Annotated in this window: 15 protein-coding genes; 6 read left to right on the top strand and 9 right to left on the bottom strand. The window is 39.5% G+C overall.

Going from position 1 to position 18,621, the window contains the following annotated elements:
* Positions 1-28 precede the first annotated feature (28 nt).
* From truB to B3C94_RS18970, 4 genes are read right to left on the bottom strand one after another with little or no spacing between them, the layout of a single operon-like run.
* Positions 29-751, bottom strand: a complete 723-nt coding sequence (gene truB / locus B3C94_RS18985; RefSeq protein ID WP_293906624.1) for a tRNA pseudouridine(55) synthase TruB — start codon at positions 749-751, stop codon at positions 29-31.
* Positions 752-759: 8 nt separating this feature from the next.
* Entirely contained in the window at positions 760-1,554 is a 795-nt protein-coding gene (locus B3C94_RS18980) for an undecaprenyl-diphosphate phosphatase (protein ID WP_293906622.1), read from the bottom strand.
* Positions 1,555-1,576: 22 nt separating this feature from the next.
* Positions 1,577-1,816 carry a DUF3098 domain-containing protein gene (locus B3C94_RS18975; RefSeq protein ID WP_293906620.1) on the bottom strand — a complete coding sequence of 80 codons (240 nt, stop codon included), beginning with the start codon at positions 1,814-1,816 and terminating at the stop codon, positions 1,577-1,579.
* A 3-nt stretch (positions 1,817-1,819) separates the two neighbouring features.
* Positions 1,820-2,698 carry a cell division protein FtsX gene (locus tag B3C94_RS18970; RefSeq protein ID WP_293906618.1) on the bottom strand — a complete coding sequence of 293 codons (879 nt, stop codon included), beginning with the start codon at positions 2,696-2,698 and terminating at the stop codon, positions 1,820-1,822.
* Positions 2,699-2,916: 218 nt separating this feature from the next.
* On the opposite strand from B3C94_RS18970, the gene leuS reads away from it, so the two are divergent.
* Complete coding sequence (gene leuS / locus B3C94_RS18965) at positions 2,917-5,700, top strand: leucine--tRNA ligase (protein WP_293906616.1); 2,784 nt, start codon at positions 2,917-2,919, stop codon at positions 5,698-5,700.
* 54 nt (positions 5,701-5,754) lie between these two features.
* On the opposite strand, the gene B3C94_RS18960 is transcribed toward leuS, so the two are convergent.
* Positions 5,755-6,036 carry a GNAT family N-acetyltransferase gene (locus B3C94_RS18960; RefSeq protein WP_293906614.1) on the bottom strand — a complete coding sequence of 94 codons (282 nt, stop codon included), beginning with the start codon at positions 6,034-6,036 and terminating at the stop codon, positions 5,755-5,757.
* A gap of 374 nt (positions 6,037-6,410) precedes the next feature.
* Between B3C94_RS18960 and B3C94_RS18955 the strand changes: the two genes are divergently transcribed.
* Together B3C94_RS18955 and B3C94_RS18950 are read left to right on the top strand one after the other, a co-directional pair.
* On the top strand, positions 6,411-6,836 hold the full coding sequence (locus tag B3C94_RS18955; RefSeq protein ID WP_293906612.1) for a cold-shock protein: 426 nt from the start codon (positions 6,411-6,413) through the stop codon (positions 6,834-6,836).
* 516 nt (positions 6,837-7,352) lie between these two features.
* Complete coding sequence (locus tag B3C94_RS18950) at positions 7,353-7,832, top strand: SRPBCC family protein (protein ID WP_293906610.1); 480 nt, start codon at positions 7,353-7,355, stop codon at positions 7,830-7,832.
* 56 nt (positions 7,833-7,888) lie between these two features.
* Here the strand turns inward: B3C94_RS18950 and B3C94_RS18945 are convergent, their stop codons facing one another.
* The 4 genes from B3C94_RS18945 to B3C94_RS18930 form a co-directional block, all read right to left on the bottom strand.
* Entirely contained in the window at positions 7,889-8,509 is a 621-nt protein-coding gene (locus B3C94_RS18945; RefSeq protein ID WP_293906608.1) for a hypothetical protein, read from the bottom strand.
* A gap of 1,424 nt (positions 8,510-9,933) precedes the next feature.
* Entirely contained in the window at positions 9,934-10,413 is a 480-nt protein-coding gene (locus tag B3C94_RS18940) for an RrF2 family transcriptional regulator (RefSeq protein WP_293906606.1), read from the bottom strand.
* A gap of 95 nt (positions 10,414-10,508) precedes the next feature.
* The gene (gene hmpA, locus B3C94_RS18935) at positions 10,509-11,711 is read right to left on the bottom strand and encodes an NO-inducible flavohemoprotein (protein WP_293906604.1); all 1,203 of its coding nucleotides are present in this window, start codon (positions 11,709-11,711) and stop codon (positions 10,509-10,511) included.
* A gap of 231 nt (positions 11,712-11,942) precedes the next feature.
* A complete protein-coding gene (locus tag B3C94_RS18930) occupies positions 11,943-12,782 on the bottom strand; it encodes a DUF4846 domain-containing protein (RefSeq protein ID WP_293906602.1) in 840 nt (279 codons plus the stop codon).
* Positions 12,783-12,947: 165 nt separating this feature from the next.
* Here B3C94_RS18930 and B3C94_RS18925 point away from each other — a divergent pair, with 165 nt between their 5' ends.
* The 3 genes from B3C94_RS18925 (at position 12,948) to B3C94_RS18915 (ending at position 18,580) form a co-directional block, all read left to right on the top strand.
* The gene (locus tag B3C94_RS18925; protein WP_293906600.1) at positions 12,948-16,370 is read left to right on the top strand and encodes a glycosyltransferase; all 3,423 of its coding nucleotides are present in this window, start codon (positions 12,948-12,950) and stop codon (positions 16,368-16,370) included.
* Between the two features lie 210 nt (positions 16,371-16,580).
* Positions 16,581-18,104 (top strand): NAD(P)H-hydrate dehydratase, encoded by a 1,524-nt coding sequence (locus B3C94_RS18920; RefSeq protein ID WP_293906598.1) that lies wholly within the window; start codon positions 16,581-16,583, stop codon positions 18,102-18,104.
* A gap of 59 nt (positions 18,105-18,163) precedes the next feature.
* The gene (locus tag B3C94_RS18915) at positions 18,164-18,580 is read left to right on the top strand and encodes a GNAT family N-acetyltransferase (RefSeq protein ID WP_293906596.1); all 417 of its coding nucleotides are present in this window, start codon (positions 18,164-18,166) and stop codon (positions 18,578-18,580) included.
* Positions 18,581-18,621 lie beyond the last annotated feature (41 nt).

Below are 18,621 nucleotides of genomic sequence, written 5' to 3'. Positions count from 1 at the left end.
AAAGAATCAATAAAATGGGGTGGTAAAGTTATTTAATGATTTCTTTATGACGTTTTATTTCAGCGATAAGTTGTTCTAGATTCCATGCATTTTCGACTTTATAATCCCCGCTTTTGGTGCGTCTTAAAGAACTCAGATGAGAGCCGCTCTGTAAGACTTTTCCAAAGTCATAAGCCAGTGATCTGATGTAGGTTCCTTTTGAACAGGAGATACGAAAATACACGTTGGGAAGTTCGATTTTTTCAATCAGAAAGCTATTAATACGTACTTGACGGGATTTTATTTCAACTTCTTCGCCTCGTCGGGCTTTTTCATACACGCGTTCGCCATTTATTTTAATAGCCGAGTGGGCTGGTGGAAATTGCTGAATATCTCCTTCAAAGGATTTCGCAGCTTCAAGGATCATTTCCTTCGTAATATGATCGATTGCAAAGGTTTCATCAATTTCTGTTTCCAGATCATAAGAAGGCGTTGTAGCTCCCAGTGTGATCGAACCAGTGTATTCTTTGTCCTCAGCTTGGTAGCTGTCAATTTTTTTTGTGAGTTTGCCTGTGCAAACAATAAGTAAGCCGGTCGCAAGCGGATCTAAAGTTCCCGCGTGACCGACTTTTAATTTTAACGGTTTGATGGAGTTTCTAACTTTACCAACAACGTCAAAACTTGTCCATGTTAAAGGTTTATCAATCAACAGCATTTCTCCTTCGGCAAAGTTGAACTTCGCGGAATTTTCACTAACCTCTATATTTTCCATCGAAGATTTTAGATAATTTGTAAACTATGACCCGAAAGCAGAAGGGCGAGAATAATAACACCAATGATGATTCGGTACCAACCAAATGCTTTAAAACCATATTTGGTCAAAAAGCCAATAAAGGACTTAATGGCAACAATCGCAACAACAAAACCAATTAGATTTCCTATGATGAGTAAATTAAGCTCTTCGCCAGTAAAGGTGTTCCCCTCCTTGAAAAACTTCAAAAGTTTTACTGCTGAAGCACCAAACATCATCGGCAAAGCGAGGAAAAAGGAGAATTCCGCCGCTGCTTTACGCGTTAATTTTTCGGCCATACCGCCAATAATCGTACTTGCAGATCTTGATGTGCCCGGGATCAATGCCAGACATTGATATATACCGATCATAAAAGCCTGTTTGTAGGAAACCTTGTCTGAATCTTCTACAGTTGGTTTGTTGAACCACTTGTCTACAAAAAGCAACACCAGACCACCGACCACTAACATCACTGCAACCATTAAAGGGCTCTCTAATAGTGCATCAATATAATCGTTGAACAACAAACCTAGGATCGAAGCTGGAATAGCTGCGATGATCAATTTGTAATAAAAAGAAAGCGTTTTAAAAAAACGTTTGTAGTATAGTACGAGAACCGATAATATCGTTCCCAGCTGGATGACAATCGTAAATAATTTGACAAATGCTGATGGTTGAATACCCATTAAGGCAGTAGCAATGATCATGTGACCTGTCGAAGAAACAGGCAAAAACTCCGTTAATCCTTCAATAATAGCAAGGATGATAGCTTCAATAATAGACATCAGTTTAAAATAAGATTATGCTTTAGTTGGATTTGTTTTTTGGGCGGTACAGAATTGCTGCGAATCCTATCGCAAACCCGAGAACAACAACAATAGGGGCTAAGGTAATCTTGGTAAAACTATAAATATCAGTTTCACCCGACATCAATGCAAAGCCAATAATGACAACAGCTAAACTAGCTATAAAAAGTTGGTAATTTACTTTGGAGAATACAAATGAACCTTTATTGACTGATTCAGTAGATTTCTTTATTTGAGCCATTTTTTATCTGTATAAATCGTTAGATTGTGCCTTTAAGTATTTTGTCACCGCGAAGTAGGTGCTGAGTCCCGAAATGAGAATCCCAATTAGGATTACGCCTAAAAAGATCACTGCAAATTCAAACCAGTTGCGTAAAAAGACCAGTTCAGGTATCTGCTGCTGCCCAAACTTAAGCGTTAAAATGAGAAGTAAAATCGCGATCAAAGATCCCAGTAAACCATGAATGATGCCATAAGTTATAAATGGTCTGCGGATAAAGTTCTTAGTCGCTCCAATAAGTTGCATACTTTTGATCAGAAAACGCTGTGAGTAAATTGCAAGACGGATGGTATTGTTGATTAAAGCTACGGCGATGATGAGTAGGATCACAGCAAAAGCCAAAACAATCATACCGATAATACGCACGTTTTTGTTGACCATGTCAATCAGTGATTCCTGATATACGACCTCTTTGATCTTATTGTTTTTGGAGATCTTCTCAATAAAAGTTTTGATACTATCTGTATTCGCATAATTCTCCTTCATGTAAACATCCAAAGAGGGTAGTAGTGGGTTATGCCCCAGATATTGTACGAAATCTTCACCAAGATCTTCTTTTAAATTTTTTGCAGCTAATTCTTTGCTGATATATTCAGTACGTAGTACGTACGGATCCTTCTCAAGGTCTTTTTGCAAGGACAGTACATCACCTTCACTAGTGCCATCATTGACGATGACATTTAAGACAATATTTTCTTTAACGTATTTCGAAAGATTTTTAGCGTGCACCAAGAGTAATCCCAACATACCTGTTACCAATAGCACAAGTGCAATACTGATAACCGTAGATACATATACAGATTTTGTTTTTCTTTTTTGTGTGCTTAATTCGTATTCTGACATAATAAGCAAAAATTTATTTGCGAAAGTAACTATTTGAGTTGGAAGATTTCGAATTAATCTTGTAATTACTTTGATAAAATCAATTCGAACTTCGTTTTCTATCTATGTTTAAATAACTTTTCAATACTATAATTTATTGTTCAAACTACAAAACTTTTATCACATTTCGGTATTAAAATCGTAATTTCGCAAGTCATAAAAATTCCTTACGAATAAAAATGGAGTATAATCACAAATCATTAGAGAAAAAGTGGCAAAAGTTTTGGGCGGATCACCAAACGTATAAAACATCTGATTCGCATCAAAAGCCAAAATACTATGTATTGGATATGTTTCCTTATCCTTCCGGAGCTGGATTGCACGTTGGTCACCCCCTGGGATATATTGCTTCGGACATCTTTTCAAGATATAAACGTTTGAAAGGTTTCAATGTATTGCATCCGATGGGCTATGATTCTTTTGGTCTTCCTGCAGAGCAATACGCCATTCAGACTGGGCAGCATCCTGCTGTTACGACCGAGGTGAATATTAATCGTTATCGGGAACAAATGGATAACATTGGATTCTCTTATGATTGGAGCCGCGAAGTACGTACTTCCGATCCCGCATATTACAAATGGACGCAGTGGATTTTTATGAGATTGTTTGATTCTTGGTATAATAAAGAATCAGATAAAGCTGAACCGATCGAAACATTGATAGCAAGGTTTGCTGCGAGTGGCTCTGCTTCCATTACAGCGGTTTCTGATGAAGATGTTTTAGAATTCAGCGCCGAAGAATGGAAATCTTTTGATGAAGAAAAACAACAACGTGAGTTGCTGAAATATCGGATTGCTTATTTACGAGAAAGTACTGTAAACTGGTGTGCCGCTTTAGGTACAGTATTGGCAAACGACGAGGTAATCAATGGTGTTTCTGAGCGTGGAGGTTATCCGGTTGAGCAAAAGAAGATGATGCAATGGTCTATGCGTATTACAGCCTATGCTGATCGCTTGTTAAGCGGATTGGATACGGTTGATTGGCCAGAACCATTAGTTGAAATGCAAAGAAACTGGATCGGAAAATCGGTCGGTGCCTCTGTGAAATTCCCGTTACCGCAATTAGATACGGCCATCGAAGTTTTCACAACGCGTGTAGATACTATATTTGGTGTTTCATTTGTTGTTTTGGCACCCGAACATGAATTGGTCGCCGCATTGACAACTCCTGAACAGCAAGCTGAAGTTGATGCCTATATCGAGAAGACGGCAAAAAAATCTGAATTGGATCGTATGGCCGATACAAAAACAGTTTCAGGAGCTTTTACAGGTTCCTACGCCAAGCATCCGATTTCAGGACAAAATGTACAAATTTGGATTGCGGATTATGTCCTTGCAGGATACGGTACAGGTGCCGTTATGGCTGTTCCTAGTGGCGATCAACGTGACTATGTTTTTGCCAAACATTTCGACCTAGAAATTATTCCTATTTCTGATTCACAAAATATTGAAGAAGAAGCCGACCCTAATAAGGATGGGAAATATATCAATTCCGATTTTATCAATGGTATGACTTATCAAGAGGCTGTACCAGCTTTAATTGCAAAATTAGAGGAGCTTAAATTGGGTAAGGCGAAAATAAACTTCCGCATGCGCGATGCTATTTTTGGTCGTCAGCGCTATTGGGGGGAGCCGGTGCCCGTTTACTTTAAAAATGGATTACCTTATTTAATTAAGGAGGAAGAACTACCGCTATTGTTACCAGAGGTGGATAAATATTTGCCAACAGAATCCGGAGAACCTCCTTTAGGTAGAGCCAAAGATTGGAAATATGAAGATCAATACGAATATGAGTTGAGCACCATGCCAGGATGGGCAGGTTCTTCGTGGTATTGGTTTAGGTATATGGATCCGAAGAATGAAGGTGATTTTGCGTCCAAAGAAGCTGTAGATTATTGGAAAGCAGTGGATTTATATATTGGAGGCTCTGAACATGCTACAGGGCACCTATTATATTCGCGTTTTTGGAACAAGTTTTTAAAAGATTTAGGTTACCAGAATGAGGAAGAACCATTCCGTAAGTTGATTAATCAAGGAATGATTCAAGGACGTTCAAATTTTGTATACCGCGTGCTTGATGAAGAGGGCAGAGGTACCAGCCAATTCGTCTCCTATGGTTTGAGAAACGATTATCAAACAATTCCCTTGCATGTAGACGTTAATATCGTCTCCAATGACATGTTGGATTTAGAAAAATTCAAAAACTTCAGGCCGGACTTTGCCAATGCTGAATTTGTATTGGAAAATGGTAAATATATCTGCGGCAGTGAGGTCGAGAAAATGTCAAAATCCAAATTCAATGTGGTCAATCCGGATGATATTATTGAATCTTATGGGGCAGATACATTGCGTCTATATGAAATGTTTTTGGGGCCTCTGGAGCAAGCTAAGCCTTGGAATACCAATGGTATTGAAGGGGTTTATAAGTTCTTGCGTAAAGTATGGCGTCTTTTCCACGACGCTGAAGGTAATTTCAATGTTTCTGATGGCGATCCATCTAAAGCAGAATTTAAAGCTTTACATAAAATTATCAAAAAGGTAGAAGAAGATATTGAGCGTTTTTCTTTCAATACTTCCGTATCAGCCTTTATGATCTGTGTCAATGAATTGACGGATCTGAAGTGCAATAAACGACAAATATTGGAACAATTGGTGGTCATTCTCCAGCCTTATGCGCCACATATCACAGAAGAGCTGTGGGCACTGCTGGGAAATGAAGCGGGCACGCTTTCGTACGCTTCATATCCTGTCTTTAAACCAGAATATTTAGTTGAGTCGGAATTCGCGTATCCGGTATCTTTCAATGGTAAAATGAAATTCAATCTATCATTAGCACTTGATTTAGATCAAAAAGCAGTAGAAGATACCATCAAAGCACATGCTGATGTACAACGGCATTTAGATGGGAAAGCAATCAAAAAGATTATTTTTGTCAAAGGGAAAATAATCAATATTGTAGTTTAACCTGCTAATAGACTATGAAAAAAGCCGTTTTATCAGTTCGATAAAACGGCTTTTTTATGCTAATACATCTTGAAAGGCTATTGTTTTGTCGAAAATCCCTTTTGCATAAGGACAATTTGGGATAATTTTGGCATCGTTCCTTCGTGCATAATCGACAGCTTCCAATACCAGCTTCTTACCCACGCTCATTCCCTTATATTCGTCGTAGACTTCCGTATGATCAATAGAAAACTCGTGATCGTTTTGCCAAGTATACTCTAAAATTCCAGCTTCATTATCTTCAACTTCTGCAATAAAATTGCCTCTGTCTTCCCTTTCGATGTTTCTTATTTCCATAGTTTTTTCTCAAAATAACGTCCAAATGATCTTTTTGTTTTATGAAAGTTTTCAATTTTTGTGTTCGAAATCGATCTGGTTTTCCGGGTAGGGTATAGATCGACCAAGGTCGAAAATGCTTGTTGCGCCCAAAAGCCGAACTAGAGTACTTTCAGCCAATAAGATGATAGTATTTGCCTTACTGTTTAAAATCGAAGAAACGGATTGGTTCTAGCCTAAAATCTATGGGCACAAGATCTTTAGATATTCCATTTTTGAAGAATTTTTCTTATCTTTGTAATTATCTCCTTAGTATACCTCGCATTTTTATCTTTTCAACGAAGCTCTAAAGGTCCGTAACCTCTTCGGGAACATTTTATTTTAATCCATATTGAATGAGCAAAAGCCAAATTACATTTAACAAAAAAGAACGAGAAAAAAAGAAACTACTCAAAAAACAACAGAAAATTGAGAAAAAAGAATTCAACAAAACAAATAATGACAAAGGGAAGTCGTTAGAAGAATTGTTTGCTTATGTTGACGAACATGGGAATATCTCTGATAGACCTGCAATAAAATTGAAAGAAGGAGAAAGTCCCAGCATGTCCTCAAATCATCAGGATGACTATTCTTTTGGAAAGGTTGTTCACTACAATACAGAGTCCAATTATGGATTCATTCGGGACAATGATACGCAGCAATCAATTTATTTCAATGATCGTCTTGTCGGACAGAAACTAAACCTCAATCAAAAAGTGAAGTTTAAATTCAAAAGTGCTAAACAAGGAGCACAGGTCACTGAAGTATTGATTGAATACTAATAGGAAAGAAAGCATTTAGTCTTTGAAGTGCTGTTAATATAAGATCCTTTGTTTGATGTCATCATGGTTGGAATCAAACAAAGGTTTTTTTTTGCATTCTTTGGCCTGTTTTTTAGCGCTCCGATAGCAATATAAGGTCATTGTTGATAGATAATTATAGATTTATTTTTGAAAATTTTGTTGAAATCTGTAGCTGGATTCGTAGGATTGCCGAATCCTATAAACATTTTGTTGAACGGCGCGAGGAGCAACCGGTCTCCTTATTGTGGGCTGCGCTGATGCGGGTATGTTTCGTCGCGAGATCCCGCTGTTGAATTTAAAGAGATTTGTACTTCAGCTTTTCGTTGTTTCAGATTTTTGGAGTTAAATCTGATTGTTCGAATCGAAGTAATGTTATCATGATTATTGTCTAGCCGTCTTTCGGATATGGTAGCCAATTTAGAGAATTCTCGTACTCGATCCTAAAGAAATTCCTGAATTTTACGAAATTAGCGTCAAATTTATTATAAAAGTGTTATGCCGCAACTTATTTTAGATACTGTGATAGAAGCTCCCCTGTCTGTTGTTTTTGACTTGGCGCGCAGTATTGATTTGCATATGTATTCGACAAAGAAAACAGGAGAAAAAGCGATTGGAGGGGTTACGGCGGGGCTGATTGAAGCAGGACAACAGGTCCGCTGGCAGGCGAAACATCTTGGTGTAAAGCAAACATTGACCATTCGGATAACTGCGATGGAAAAGCCTTGTTTTTTCGAAGATCGGATGATTCAGGGGGTGTTTCATTCCATGGATCATCAGCATATCTTCGAGGAGCTCGAAGAAGGTAGTGTACTCATGCGTGATGTGTTCAATTTCAGGGCTCCGCTTGGTCTATTGGGACGATTGGCAGAATGGCTCTTTCTCAAAAGATATATGCTCCGGTTCCTTGAAGAGCGTAACCGTGTGATTAAGGATGTTGCCGAATCGGGCAATTATGCAGAGTATGTTTGTTGTTAATGCTTCGGGAAATAACAGGGGCAGTCGTGTAGCGGAGATTGGGTGAACTGATGTGTCTATCGATTTCTGGCTACAATGATCAAATCGCTATTTTTCTTTCGAAGCTGTTCCTGTAGGAAATCAAAGGCACCTTTCTGATGGGTTGTCACCTGATAGATTTTGTTAAATTCGTTGTAGAAAAAAATGCGATAGCTGTTTGGCCCGCGGGAATGCCGAATGATTTTCGTTTCAATACGGTGAATTTGATCCACCCTGATGTTTTTGTCTCCGATGAAAGGAAAGAACAGAATTTCATTTTCGCAGAAAAGATAAGGGGCAATAGTAGCATTTATACGGATCAAGCACTTGGTGTATTGTTGATAAATTTCCAGGTCAGCATCGTTTAACCGTTGTAATGCGCGAATGAATTTTTGATATTTAATATAGACTATCCAGATAAGAAGGCCAAATATAAAACCTAAATAAACAAAAAGAAAGGATAGGGTAGGGAGTGACTTGTAGAAAAAAGTGAGTCTGTCGTCGCTATCTGACCATTTCTGGAAAAATGTGAAAAGGAAGAATCCGTAAAAAAAAGCGAATATAACAAAGAAAAAGGCCATTATAATATTGCGGGTTTTTCTTGTCTTGCCTAATTCTGTTGTTAGAAATGATCCTAGTGTTGATGTAGTACTGCTCATAGTTTTCTGGAAAAGTCTAAATATAATAAAAGAGTTTGTTTTCTTTTTGGATCCTTCATTTTGTGTTTTTTTGATTTAACTATTCTTTTTCTTTAGCATCTCTAGCTGATAATTCTGTATTTAAAGGCTTTATTGTACCTGTGGACTGTATTTTCGCTGCTTTAAATCACTTATAGTGCCGTGGCTGCTTGGGAGAGGTGTGAGAGGAAAAGTTCGTTACCGCTGTTTTAGGCTCGTCTAAGCGTTATTTCGGCAGGAGTGTGGATTCCTTAAGGAATTGAGAGATGTTGTCTTAAATCGCTTAAAATTGATGTTAAATGAAAAGTGGCGGCCTGTAGTGTCTTTTCTTCTACCATCTACGACTCGATTAGTTCGTCTATAAGGGCTTAATGAGGTCGGGGAAGGTAAGTGAGGTTCTTTCGATATAAGTTGTCTTATCTCGCTTTAAAAAGGTCTCAAATTAAATAATTGGGAACGGGAGCTTGTTGTGCTGTTCTTTAGTGTTCAAAATAGTTCAAAAAAATCAGTGATTGTCCTGTCAGTTTTCGTTCGGACCAGTAGAACCGCAATGCTCTGCTCATACGTACTGGATGCATCAAGTCTTTCTTGAAACCCTGGAAAAAAGCGACCGGCTTTGAACGCCGGATGTCTGCATAACCAATTTTTGATGCTTAAGGTGAGAGGTGGCGGATTTGGGTTTTGAAAGGTCTAATCTGAAATTGTGATTGACGGCGGAAGTGTGCAAATGGGGCATTGTATAAACAGATAATTCAACCTGTTTAAAATGTTTGCTAATCGCAAAAATTGGTGTGGATAAAATTATATCCATACCAATTTTATGATGGATATGGCTTATTTACCACTTCTTTAAGGTTGTTTTTTTTGTTTATATAAGAACTGTAAGTATTTGTAAAATAAAGATTAATAATTTTATTTAGAGCCGTTTGTTTTCGGTGTTGTTTAAAACAGATAAAGTTGGAGTTTGGTCATTAAAATGACCCTATTGACGGTGGTTTAACCCTAAGGAAAGCGCTGAAACCAACCAAAAAACGGGCTGAAATTCGATGAGAAAATATCTGTTTCGATATCAAAATGGGGCTGTCATGCAAAAGAGGAACATTATTTTCAAGGGGTTATACACCGCTGACAGATTGCATCCGAAATGATGTCTTAAGCTGTTCCCTTTGCATTACTTACTGGAATATAGAGGTGTTTTGAATCATTTGAACAAATAGCAACGGAATGCTTTAAAATAATATTTTTAAGTATTCTATTTCTATTTATTGTTATGATCTTCAGTGTTATTATGTTTATTATATGAAGTTTTTGTTTTTGTATGGAAAAGGTGTAATATCTCGTTTCTGATGAATCGATAATGGAAGAAAGCAGGATGGAATAAAGTAAAAAGCTGTCGATTTAACCCCTTATTTTGATGGGGTCTCGCCGGTTTTATGAGGGTTGATATGGCTTTTAGTTAATAGGATTTTGCCTTTAATTAGATCATCGTTGAACTGGCCTACTGTTGTTTTTTGGAGCATTTCAAAAAGGTTGTTGCGTATGCTTTTGAACTCGTGATGCAGCGGGCAAGGGTACTGTTCAGAGCAGAATTCAAGCCCCATACCGCATCCGACAAAAAGGCTCTCGCCGTCGATTGCTTTGACGACTTCCGATAGCGGTGTGGACATATCTCCGCTATCGAGGTAGAATCCACCGCCGGGTCCCTTCATGGAACGAATGATACCTGCCCGGCTGAGATTTTGCAGTATCTTTCCTAGAAAAGCTTCTGGAGAATGGATGCTCTCAGCTATTTCTTTTATGCCTACGCGTTTATTTTCTTGCGAACTTTGTGCAATAAAAAAAACTGCCCGTAGTCCATATTCACATGTTTTAGAAAAAATGCCCATAATCTTTTTGCTTTTTGCAAATGTACAAAATCGAAAATAGCCATCCGCCAATGATTGAAAATTAGGGATGACTATTTGATAAGTGGACTAATTGATTAATTCAGCTGCAGAGATGCAGGGCCAAATTCTTCGAAGTGAATATTCTCGGTATGAACGCCCTGATCAGTTAGGTACTGAAAGTGCTTTTTGATAAATCCTGATGGTCCACATAGGTAGTAGTTGGCCTCCAGCGGAAGGTGGATGGCATCGATTTTAGACAGGTCAACCCACCCTGATAGCACTTCCGAATTCGTATCCTGCGCTTCATCATAGAAAGAAAAGCTGGTGATGTTTGGATTTTGGTTTTCCAGTGTTTTTATCCTTTCTTTAAATGCGTGGAGATCACGGTTGCGACAGCCATGGATCCAAGTGATTGCTTTATCTTCATTCCTGTCAACCAAATGCTCTAACATCGCGATTAAAGGGGTCTGACCAACTCCACCGCTAACGAATACATATGGTTTTTCACTCTCAATCAATTGAAAAGAACCTGTCGGTGCTGTGAGTTCGAGCTGTTTGCCAACCTCAAAGTATTGATGCAGATAGTTGCTTACCATGCCCGCAGGTTTTCCCTCGGGAGCTTCTTTTTTCACCGAAATGCGAAGGTATTCACCATTGCTCGCATCGGACAGACTATATTGTCTTGGCTGATACAGGTGTAATTCAGGAAGAAATACCCGGACACTTACATATTGACCGGCCTCGTGTTTTGGGAGTCGTCCATTGTCTGTGGGTTTGAGGTAGATAGATTGTATCTCGGCTGTTTCTGATTCTACTTTTACAATCGTAAATGGTTTCCAGCCGGTCCAGCCTCCTTCTGTTTGGATCATTCGATCATACATATCTTTTTCGACGCCGATCATAAGGTCGGCCAGTTGGAAATAGGCAACTCTCCAGGCTTCAATAAGCTCATCCGTCGCGGCATTGCCTAATACTTCCTGGATGGAAGCTAATAAGTGCTTTCCTACAATCTGGTAATGCTCAGGGCGGATATGGAGACTGCTGTGTTTCTGTCCAATGTGTTTGACTGCAGCCAACAAAACGGAAGGGTTCTCAATATGCTCCGCATAGGCTAAAACGGCTGTAGCTAAAGCCGTTTGCTGTCTCGCATTTTGTTGGTTTCCCATATTGAAAATATGTTTAAGCTCAGGGTTATGCGTAAACATACGTTTGTAAAAATGACTGGTTAGTGCAACTCCATGTTCTTGTAATACCGGTACAGTGCCCTTAATTAACTCTTTTTGTGCTTCAGTAATCATAATAAAATATTTAAATACCTTTTTGTCTTTTATTTTGCCAAAATAAAGGAACTAAAAATTTTGTCTCCAGCTGATAAGCTGCTTTATGTCTCGATAGCATACATTTGCAAATGACTATCGTGTACAAAAATAGAAATTTATAATAAAAGACAAAAATATCTTTTATTATTTTTTACGGATTGCGCCGGTCGACGCCTGTTAGATTTTAGCAGTATCGTTCTTCCTTGCGGACTATTTCCAGGTTTTGAGATTTTTAGGATAAAATATCCATTCCGGGGTTTTAATAATATCTTGATCTACGTCGTACCAGGGGCTAAGTTTGCTGTTATTCCAATTATTCAAAATTTGTATCTCTTGAGCAGGCATATAACTTTGCGCGAGCAATACAATTGTTTTTCCCGCACTATTCTTTGCGAGATCAACTACGATGATCGCATGACCAATAGGTGATCCTTTTTGAATAAAAGTGTCCCCAATTTTAACTTCTTGTGTTGTTTTTACGTTGGGAAGTTCATCGTGCAGCGAAGAAGTATTTGCATAAGCAAAAATATACTCGAGGTATTTCCAATAGGTTGGGTACGAATAATCTCCTTTTGCATAGCTTATATATGCGCGGGGTTTACCGTCGGAAAGAAAGTTAAATTTGATATCCTTATACCGCTTTTGTTGGTATAAGTAATCTGCCCTGAGTCGCATGACAGCATCGGCGCATTGGTGTAAATCGCGCTTTCCTATGTCAAGTTTCACAACACTATTGTAGACGTTATTTCGTGGTTTAATTTTTCCGTCATAATAATGTACTTCCTGCCCGATAGGGTATAATGGAAGATTTTCCAGAAAATTACCGAATTCCCAAGCCTTGTAGCTTAGTCTTTTAAAGCCTTGTGGTAATAAAATACGTGCTTTGACAGTCAATCCTTTAGGGTCAATAAATTGACTTCCGTCAGTTCGTACGGGCTGTGTGGCGGCTGAATCTGTATATTGGGTTTTCGATTCGATAGCATTGGGTTGCCCACAGCCCATGAAGACCTGACAGGAAAAGAGGGGCAAGAGCACGTATATTGATTTCATATAAAAGATTTTAATTCAGTGTATTACGTTTTAACGAATATAATTAAATTTAGATGCAATTTGAAGAATGAATCACTTGAAAAAATTAAGAAATTTTTAAGCTATTCACCAACTTTTTGGACCATTTTCTGATGTAGCTTAGCCGAAGTAAATCAGGATACGATTATGTCAGGAAAACAGATTTTTCAGACGTCAAGCAAAAAGCGCTGGTACGCTTTTTCATGGATGAGCAGCGCATTAGTGATCGGTTTGATCATCGGTGTTATATGTGTGGTGTATACATTGGGAAAGATTCAGATTCCTCCTTTTCCCATAATTAATACCAGCACGCCACTAACGGAAAAGTCCACCGCAAAATTAAAGAAATCCAAACAATTCAAGGAGTTTACAGTTGTAAAATCCGAACTGGAAAAGATTAGACGTGATCGAGAACTAAAGCATTTAAAACATATTGGTACCAAAAATAGAATCAATATGGGATTTTATGTGAGTTCTTGGTCCAATGAAGTGCGTGAGCAGTCTTTATCTGATTTACGTCGCAATATCGGTCATTTGGATATGGTTGCTATGGAGTCCTTTTTTACTGTGCCCAATCAGGATACAGTAGTCGATAAAGCCGATACTGCTGCGCTTAAAGTGATTCATCAATATAAACGCAAAGCAATCGCGCAGATTTCCAATTTCAGTGGTAACGATTTTGACGGGCAGACTGTAAAAGCCATCTTGCTTAATCGGGATAAACAACAACGTTTTATAGACGACATTCTTCTCAAAGTAAAGCGAAATGGTTTTGCTGGAATAAATATTGACTTTGAGAATTTACAGTTGGACGACCACAAGCCGCTGAACGATTTTATGGCACATATCTATACTATATTTCATACAGAAGGCCTTCTCGTTACACAGGATATTTCACCTGAAAATGATGATTATGATCCTATTGCACTACAAAAGTACAACGATTACATTATTTTGATGGCTTATGATCAGCATTCCATTGAAAGTAATGCCGGTGCCATTTCACATCAAGCTTGGGTCGAAAAGAATCTCGATGAGCTTTGCAATAAGATCGATGCAGATAAGGTGATTTTGGCTCTGGCATGTTATGGATATGACTGGCCAAAAGGCAGTGTCGGCAAGACCTTGACTTATGATAACGCCGTAATTTTGGCTCATAATTACAACGCCAAAATTACTTTTGATCCCGAATCTGCAAATCTCAACTTTAGCTATAAAGATGGGTCAGGGATGTCTCATGATGTTTATTTTACTGACGCAGCAACTTATTTTAATCTTATCCGCAAAGCAGATGACTGGGGATTAGCGGGTATTGCACTCTGGCGCTTAGGAAGTGAGGACGCCCGTTTATGGTCATTTATTTCAAGATCATTGGATCGGGAAGACTTGAAAAAAGATCCCGTTGACTTCGGAAAAATAACCCAGATCAATGTCGGTGGTATACAATATATTGGTGACGGCGAAATTTTGGACTTGGTAAATAGTCCAGCTCCAGGAGAAGTTAAATTTGCTTTTGATCCATCAACAGCGATGATACAGGGACAGGAATATGTGAAGACACCGAGTAATTATGTCATTAAGCGTTTTGGAGAAAGAGACAATACTGTGGTTCTCACCTTTGATGACGGTCCTGACCCTACCTATACACCGCAGGTATTGGACATCTTAAAAAAAGAACGTGTGCCCGGAGCTTTCTTCCTTGTTGGCGTGATGGCTGAAAAAAATATGGACCTGGTCCGCAGAGAATATCAAGAAGGACACGAACTCGGTAATCATACTTTTTTTCACCCCGATATGTCTACCATAGGGCCCAACCGTGTTAAGTTTGAGTTGAATGCGACCCGAAAGATTATTGAGTGTATAACCGGCCATAGTACGATCCTTTTCCGGGCGCCTTTTAACGCAGATGCTGAACCCCAGACTGTGGCCGAAATTCTGCCCGTTGCTCAGAGCCGAAAGGAAAATTACATTAATATAGGTGAATATATTGATCCCAACGACTGGTTGCCGGGCCGTACTGCAGATGAAATTTACAATGAAGTCATTAAACAGCGCGATAATGGGAATATTATCCTATTACATGATGCTGGTGGAAATCGGGAAGCTACGATAGAAGCGCTGCCTCGTATTATTCATTACTTTAAATCCCATGGTTATAAATTCGCGACAATTGGTGATTTAATGGGCAAGAAGCGTGATGAGCTGATGCCGCCTGTACAAAATGCTTCCGATTCGGGATTTAGTGGATCTTCCAATCGCTTGTTCTTAGGTACCTTGTTTTACGGTAATATTTTCCTTAATCTAGTTTTCTCCGTTGCGATAGTATTGGCAATTTTTAGAACTGCAATGATTGCTTATTTGGCGATCAGACAAAAACAAAGGAGTAAAAAAGAGCAATCTCAATTGGTTTTGGACCCTCGGGATAAGGTCAGTGTGATCATTCCTGCCTATAATGAGGAAATAACAGTTTTGGCAACGATAAAAAGCCTATTGAATTTGGACTACCCGAATTATGAATTGATTTTTGTAGATGATGGGTCCAACGATAAGACTTTTGAGATGGTCAGTAAGATGTATGGTGATCACCCCAAAGTGAGGCTTTTTACAAAACCTAATGGCGGAAAAGCATCTGCGCTCAATTATGGTATTCAGCAATCCGATGCACAGTTTGTGCTCTGTATTGATGCCGATACACAGCTCAAGGCTGATGCGCTAAAACAATTGATGAAATATTTCAATAAATCGTCTGTCGCTGCTGTTGCCGGAAGCGTTAAAGTGGGCAATGTGCACAATATATTGACGCATTGGCAATCGATCGAGTATGTAACTTCACAGAATATGGATCGGAGAGCTTTTGATCTGCTCAATATGATATCGGTAGTCCCGGGGGCCATTGGTGCTTTTCGTCGATCCGTTATTTTAGAGGTTGGCGGATTTACAACGGATACATTGGCCGAAGATTGTGATTTGACGATGCGCATTCTAAAAGCTGGCTATATCATACGAAATTCATCCGAAGCAATCGCGTATACGGAAGCACCAGATACGGTCAAAATGCTTTTCAAGCAACGTTTCCGTTGGAGCTTTGGTGTCTTGCAGAGTTTTTGGAAGAATAAGAAGACCCTATTGAATCCTAAATATGGCTATTTTGGTATGGTGGGGATGCCTAATATCCTGATCTTTCAGATCATCCTTCCTTTATTTGCGCCATTGGCTGATATATTTATGCTGTTCTCGCTGATAAGTGGTCTTTTCTCCCTAAGCGAAGTGAATGGGATCAGCTGGACGGGAATAGCAGGATTGTTTTCGTTGCATAATGGTTTTGGTCAGGTGATGTTCTATTACATTCTTTTTGTGTTTGTGGATATTTTCTTCGCAGGTATTGCTTTCAAGATGGAGGGCGAAAAACTTAAAAATTTAATTTATCTGTTTCCGCAGCGTTTTTTCTGGCGTCAGCTGATGTATTTCGTTTTATTTAAGTCGGTGAGAAAGGCTATTAAAGGTGAATTAAATACCTGGGGGACATTAAAACGTACTGGTGGAGTGAAGGAAGTAACGACAAGTGATTAAACCTTCATGACTTCGCAGGTACCAATAGCAATGAAAGCAAACTGAAGGTTCTTTCTGGCCAATAAGATCAGACATTTTCAGAAAAAAAAGCATGTACTTACATAAGAGAGGAGATGGGATACTCCACAAGGATCGCTATCGCGTGCCAAAAAGTTTCCGTAGATTTTTATTTGACCTCGGGAATGGTTACTTTCAATAAAAATAGTAGCAATGAAGGTACTTTCCGCACAGCAGATGAATCAGATCGATCAAGAAACCCTTAAGGATCAAAAAATCAGTAGCCTGGATCTTATGGAACGGGCAGCAACAGCTGTTTTTGAAGAACTTAGAAAACGGTATCCAAAATTGGAGGAGGAATCCTTTTACATTTTTTGTGGTAAAGGAAACAATGGCGGTGACGGGCTGGTACTTGCCCGGCTTCTGGATCAGCAGCAGGCACATGTAAGTGTTTATTTGATAGAGGCAGATACTTACACTGCTGACAATCTCGCCAATCAGAAACGATTGGCGTCACATATTATCCGGAAGATTACCTGCGAAGATCAGCTGGATATCCCTTCGGCAGCCATTGTGGTGGATTGCCTGTTCGGGTATGGGCTAAAGCGTGTACTGGCAGCGGAATGGGAAGGCATTATTTCCTCTATAAATGGATCTGGTGCAAGCATTTATTCCGTCGATATGCCTTCGGGTCTCCTTGCGGATGAAAAGACTCCTCAGGGAGTTCCCATTGTTCAGGCAGACATGGTCTATACTTTTCAGTCACCCAAATTGGCCTTGATGTTGCCTGAAAACCAGTTTTATGCGCAAGCATTTAAGGTGCTGGAGATCGGTCTTAGTCAACGTGCAATGGCGGAAACCGAAACGAATATTTTTTATGTCGATCAGTCTCTTGTTAGATCTTTCTATCGAAAAAGAAGAAAGTTTGATCACAAGGGAACTTTTGGTCATACTTTGATTATTGGAGGAAGTAAAGGGAAAATGGGCGCCGTACAGCTTGCACTTAAAGCAGCTCTTCGTGCCGGATGCGGTTTAGCTTCCGCTTATGTACCTGCCGGTGGCAATGTCATTTTACAGACCGCGGTTCCTGAGGCGATGATAATGACAGATCCTGGACAAGACGTTATTAGTCAATTCCCCTTTATTAAAAGCTACCAGTCTATCGGTATTGGCATCGGTATGGGAACCGATCAATATACAATTGATGCGTTAAAGGTATTTATAATTGCTGTCGATGATACTCCTTTGGTATTAGATGCCGATGCCTTGAATATTCTTGCCCGAGAACCCGATCTTTGGGCATTTGTTCCAGCCCACAGTATATTGACCCCACATCCAAAAGAGCTCAGCCGTATTGTAGGTAGCTGGGGGAATGATTTCGAAAAGATTGAAAAGGTAAAAGTCTTTGCGCGTGAACATCAATTCTACGTGCTGATAAAAGGGGCTAATAGTGCGATGGTTATGCCGGACGGGCAGCTGTATTTCAACAGCACGGGCAATGTAGGAATGGCAACAGGCGGTAGTGGCGATATTCTGACGGGGATTATCAGCTCCCTATTGGGACAGGGTTATTCTTCAAAGGAAGCCTTGATTATGGGGGTGTTTCTGCATGGGCGAGCTGCAGATATAGCGGTAAAAACCTTTGGAGTCTATTCATTGCTGCCTTCCGATACCATCAATTATCTTGCCGACGCATTGATCGCATTAGAACAGGATTATGATAGCTCGGTACATTGAACAGGTCTTTAATAGCCCGGGGATGAAAGTTTTAGTATGGATGACATTAGCACAGGATTATGACGGAATGGTATATTGAGCAGGTGTTTGCAACGCGGACCTGGAAGCTTAGAAAAGAGATTTTCTCCTCCGAAGGGAAATTGGGCGAAGTTATGTTGGATGGAGATTTTGACGCTACACATTTTGCCGCTTATGATGGAAATGACGTCGTCGGCGTACTTAGCCTGATTTGTTCAGCCGATAGCTATGCAATCCATTTCTTTGCTGTAGCTCCACATGCCAGGTTGAGGGGTATAGGGACTGCATTATTACACTATGCGCGGCTATTTGTGCGTACATTTAAGGGCAGATATCTTCTGGTGGACGCGCCTCACGAACAGCAGTATTTTTGGGAAAAGAATGGTTTTGTCGCTGGAAAACAAAATGGAGATATGCGCAGCTATTCCTTGTCTTTAGCCAATGACCTCATTCCCTAAGGTCGAGTACAAAATAGGGGATCATAACCTGTCAGTGCGTA

Origin of the sequence: Sphingobacterium sp. UBA5670, from assembly GCF_002420705.1 — a bacterium.
Lineage (GTDB): Bacteria > Bacteroidota > Bacteroidia > Sphingobacteriales > Sphingobacteriaceae > Sphingobacterium.
Note: the sequence above shows the minus strand (reverse complement) of the source record. Positions and strands in the feature narration are given on the sequence as shown.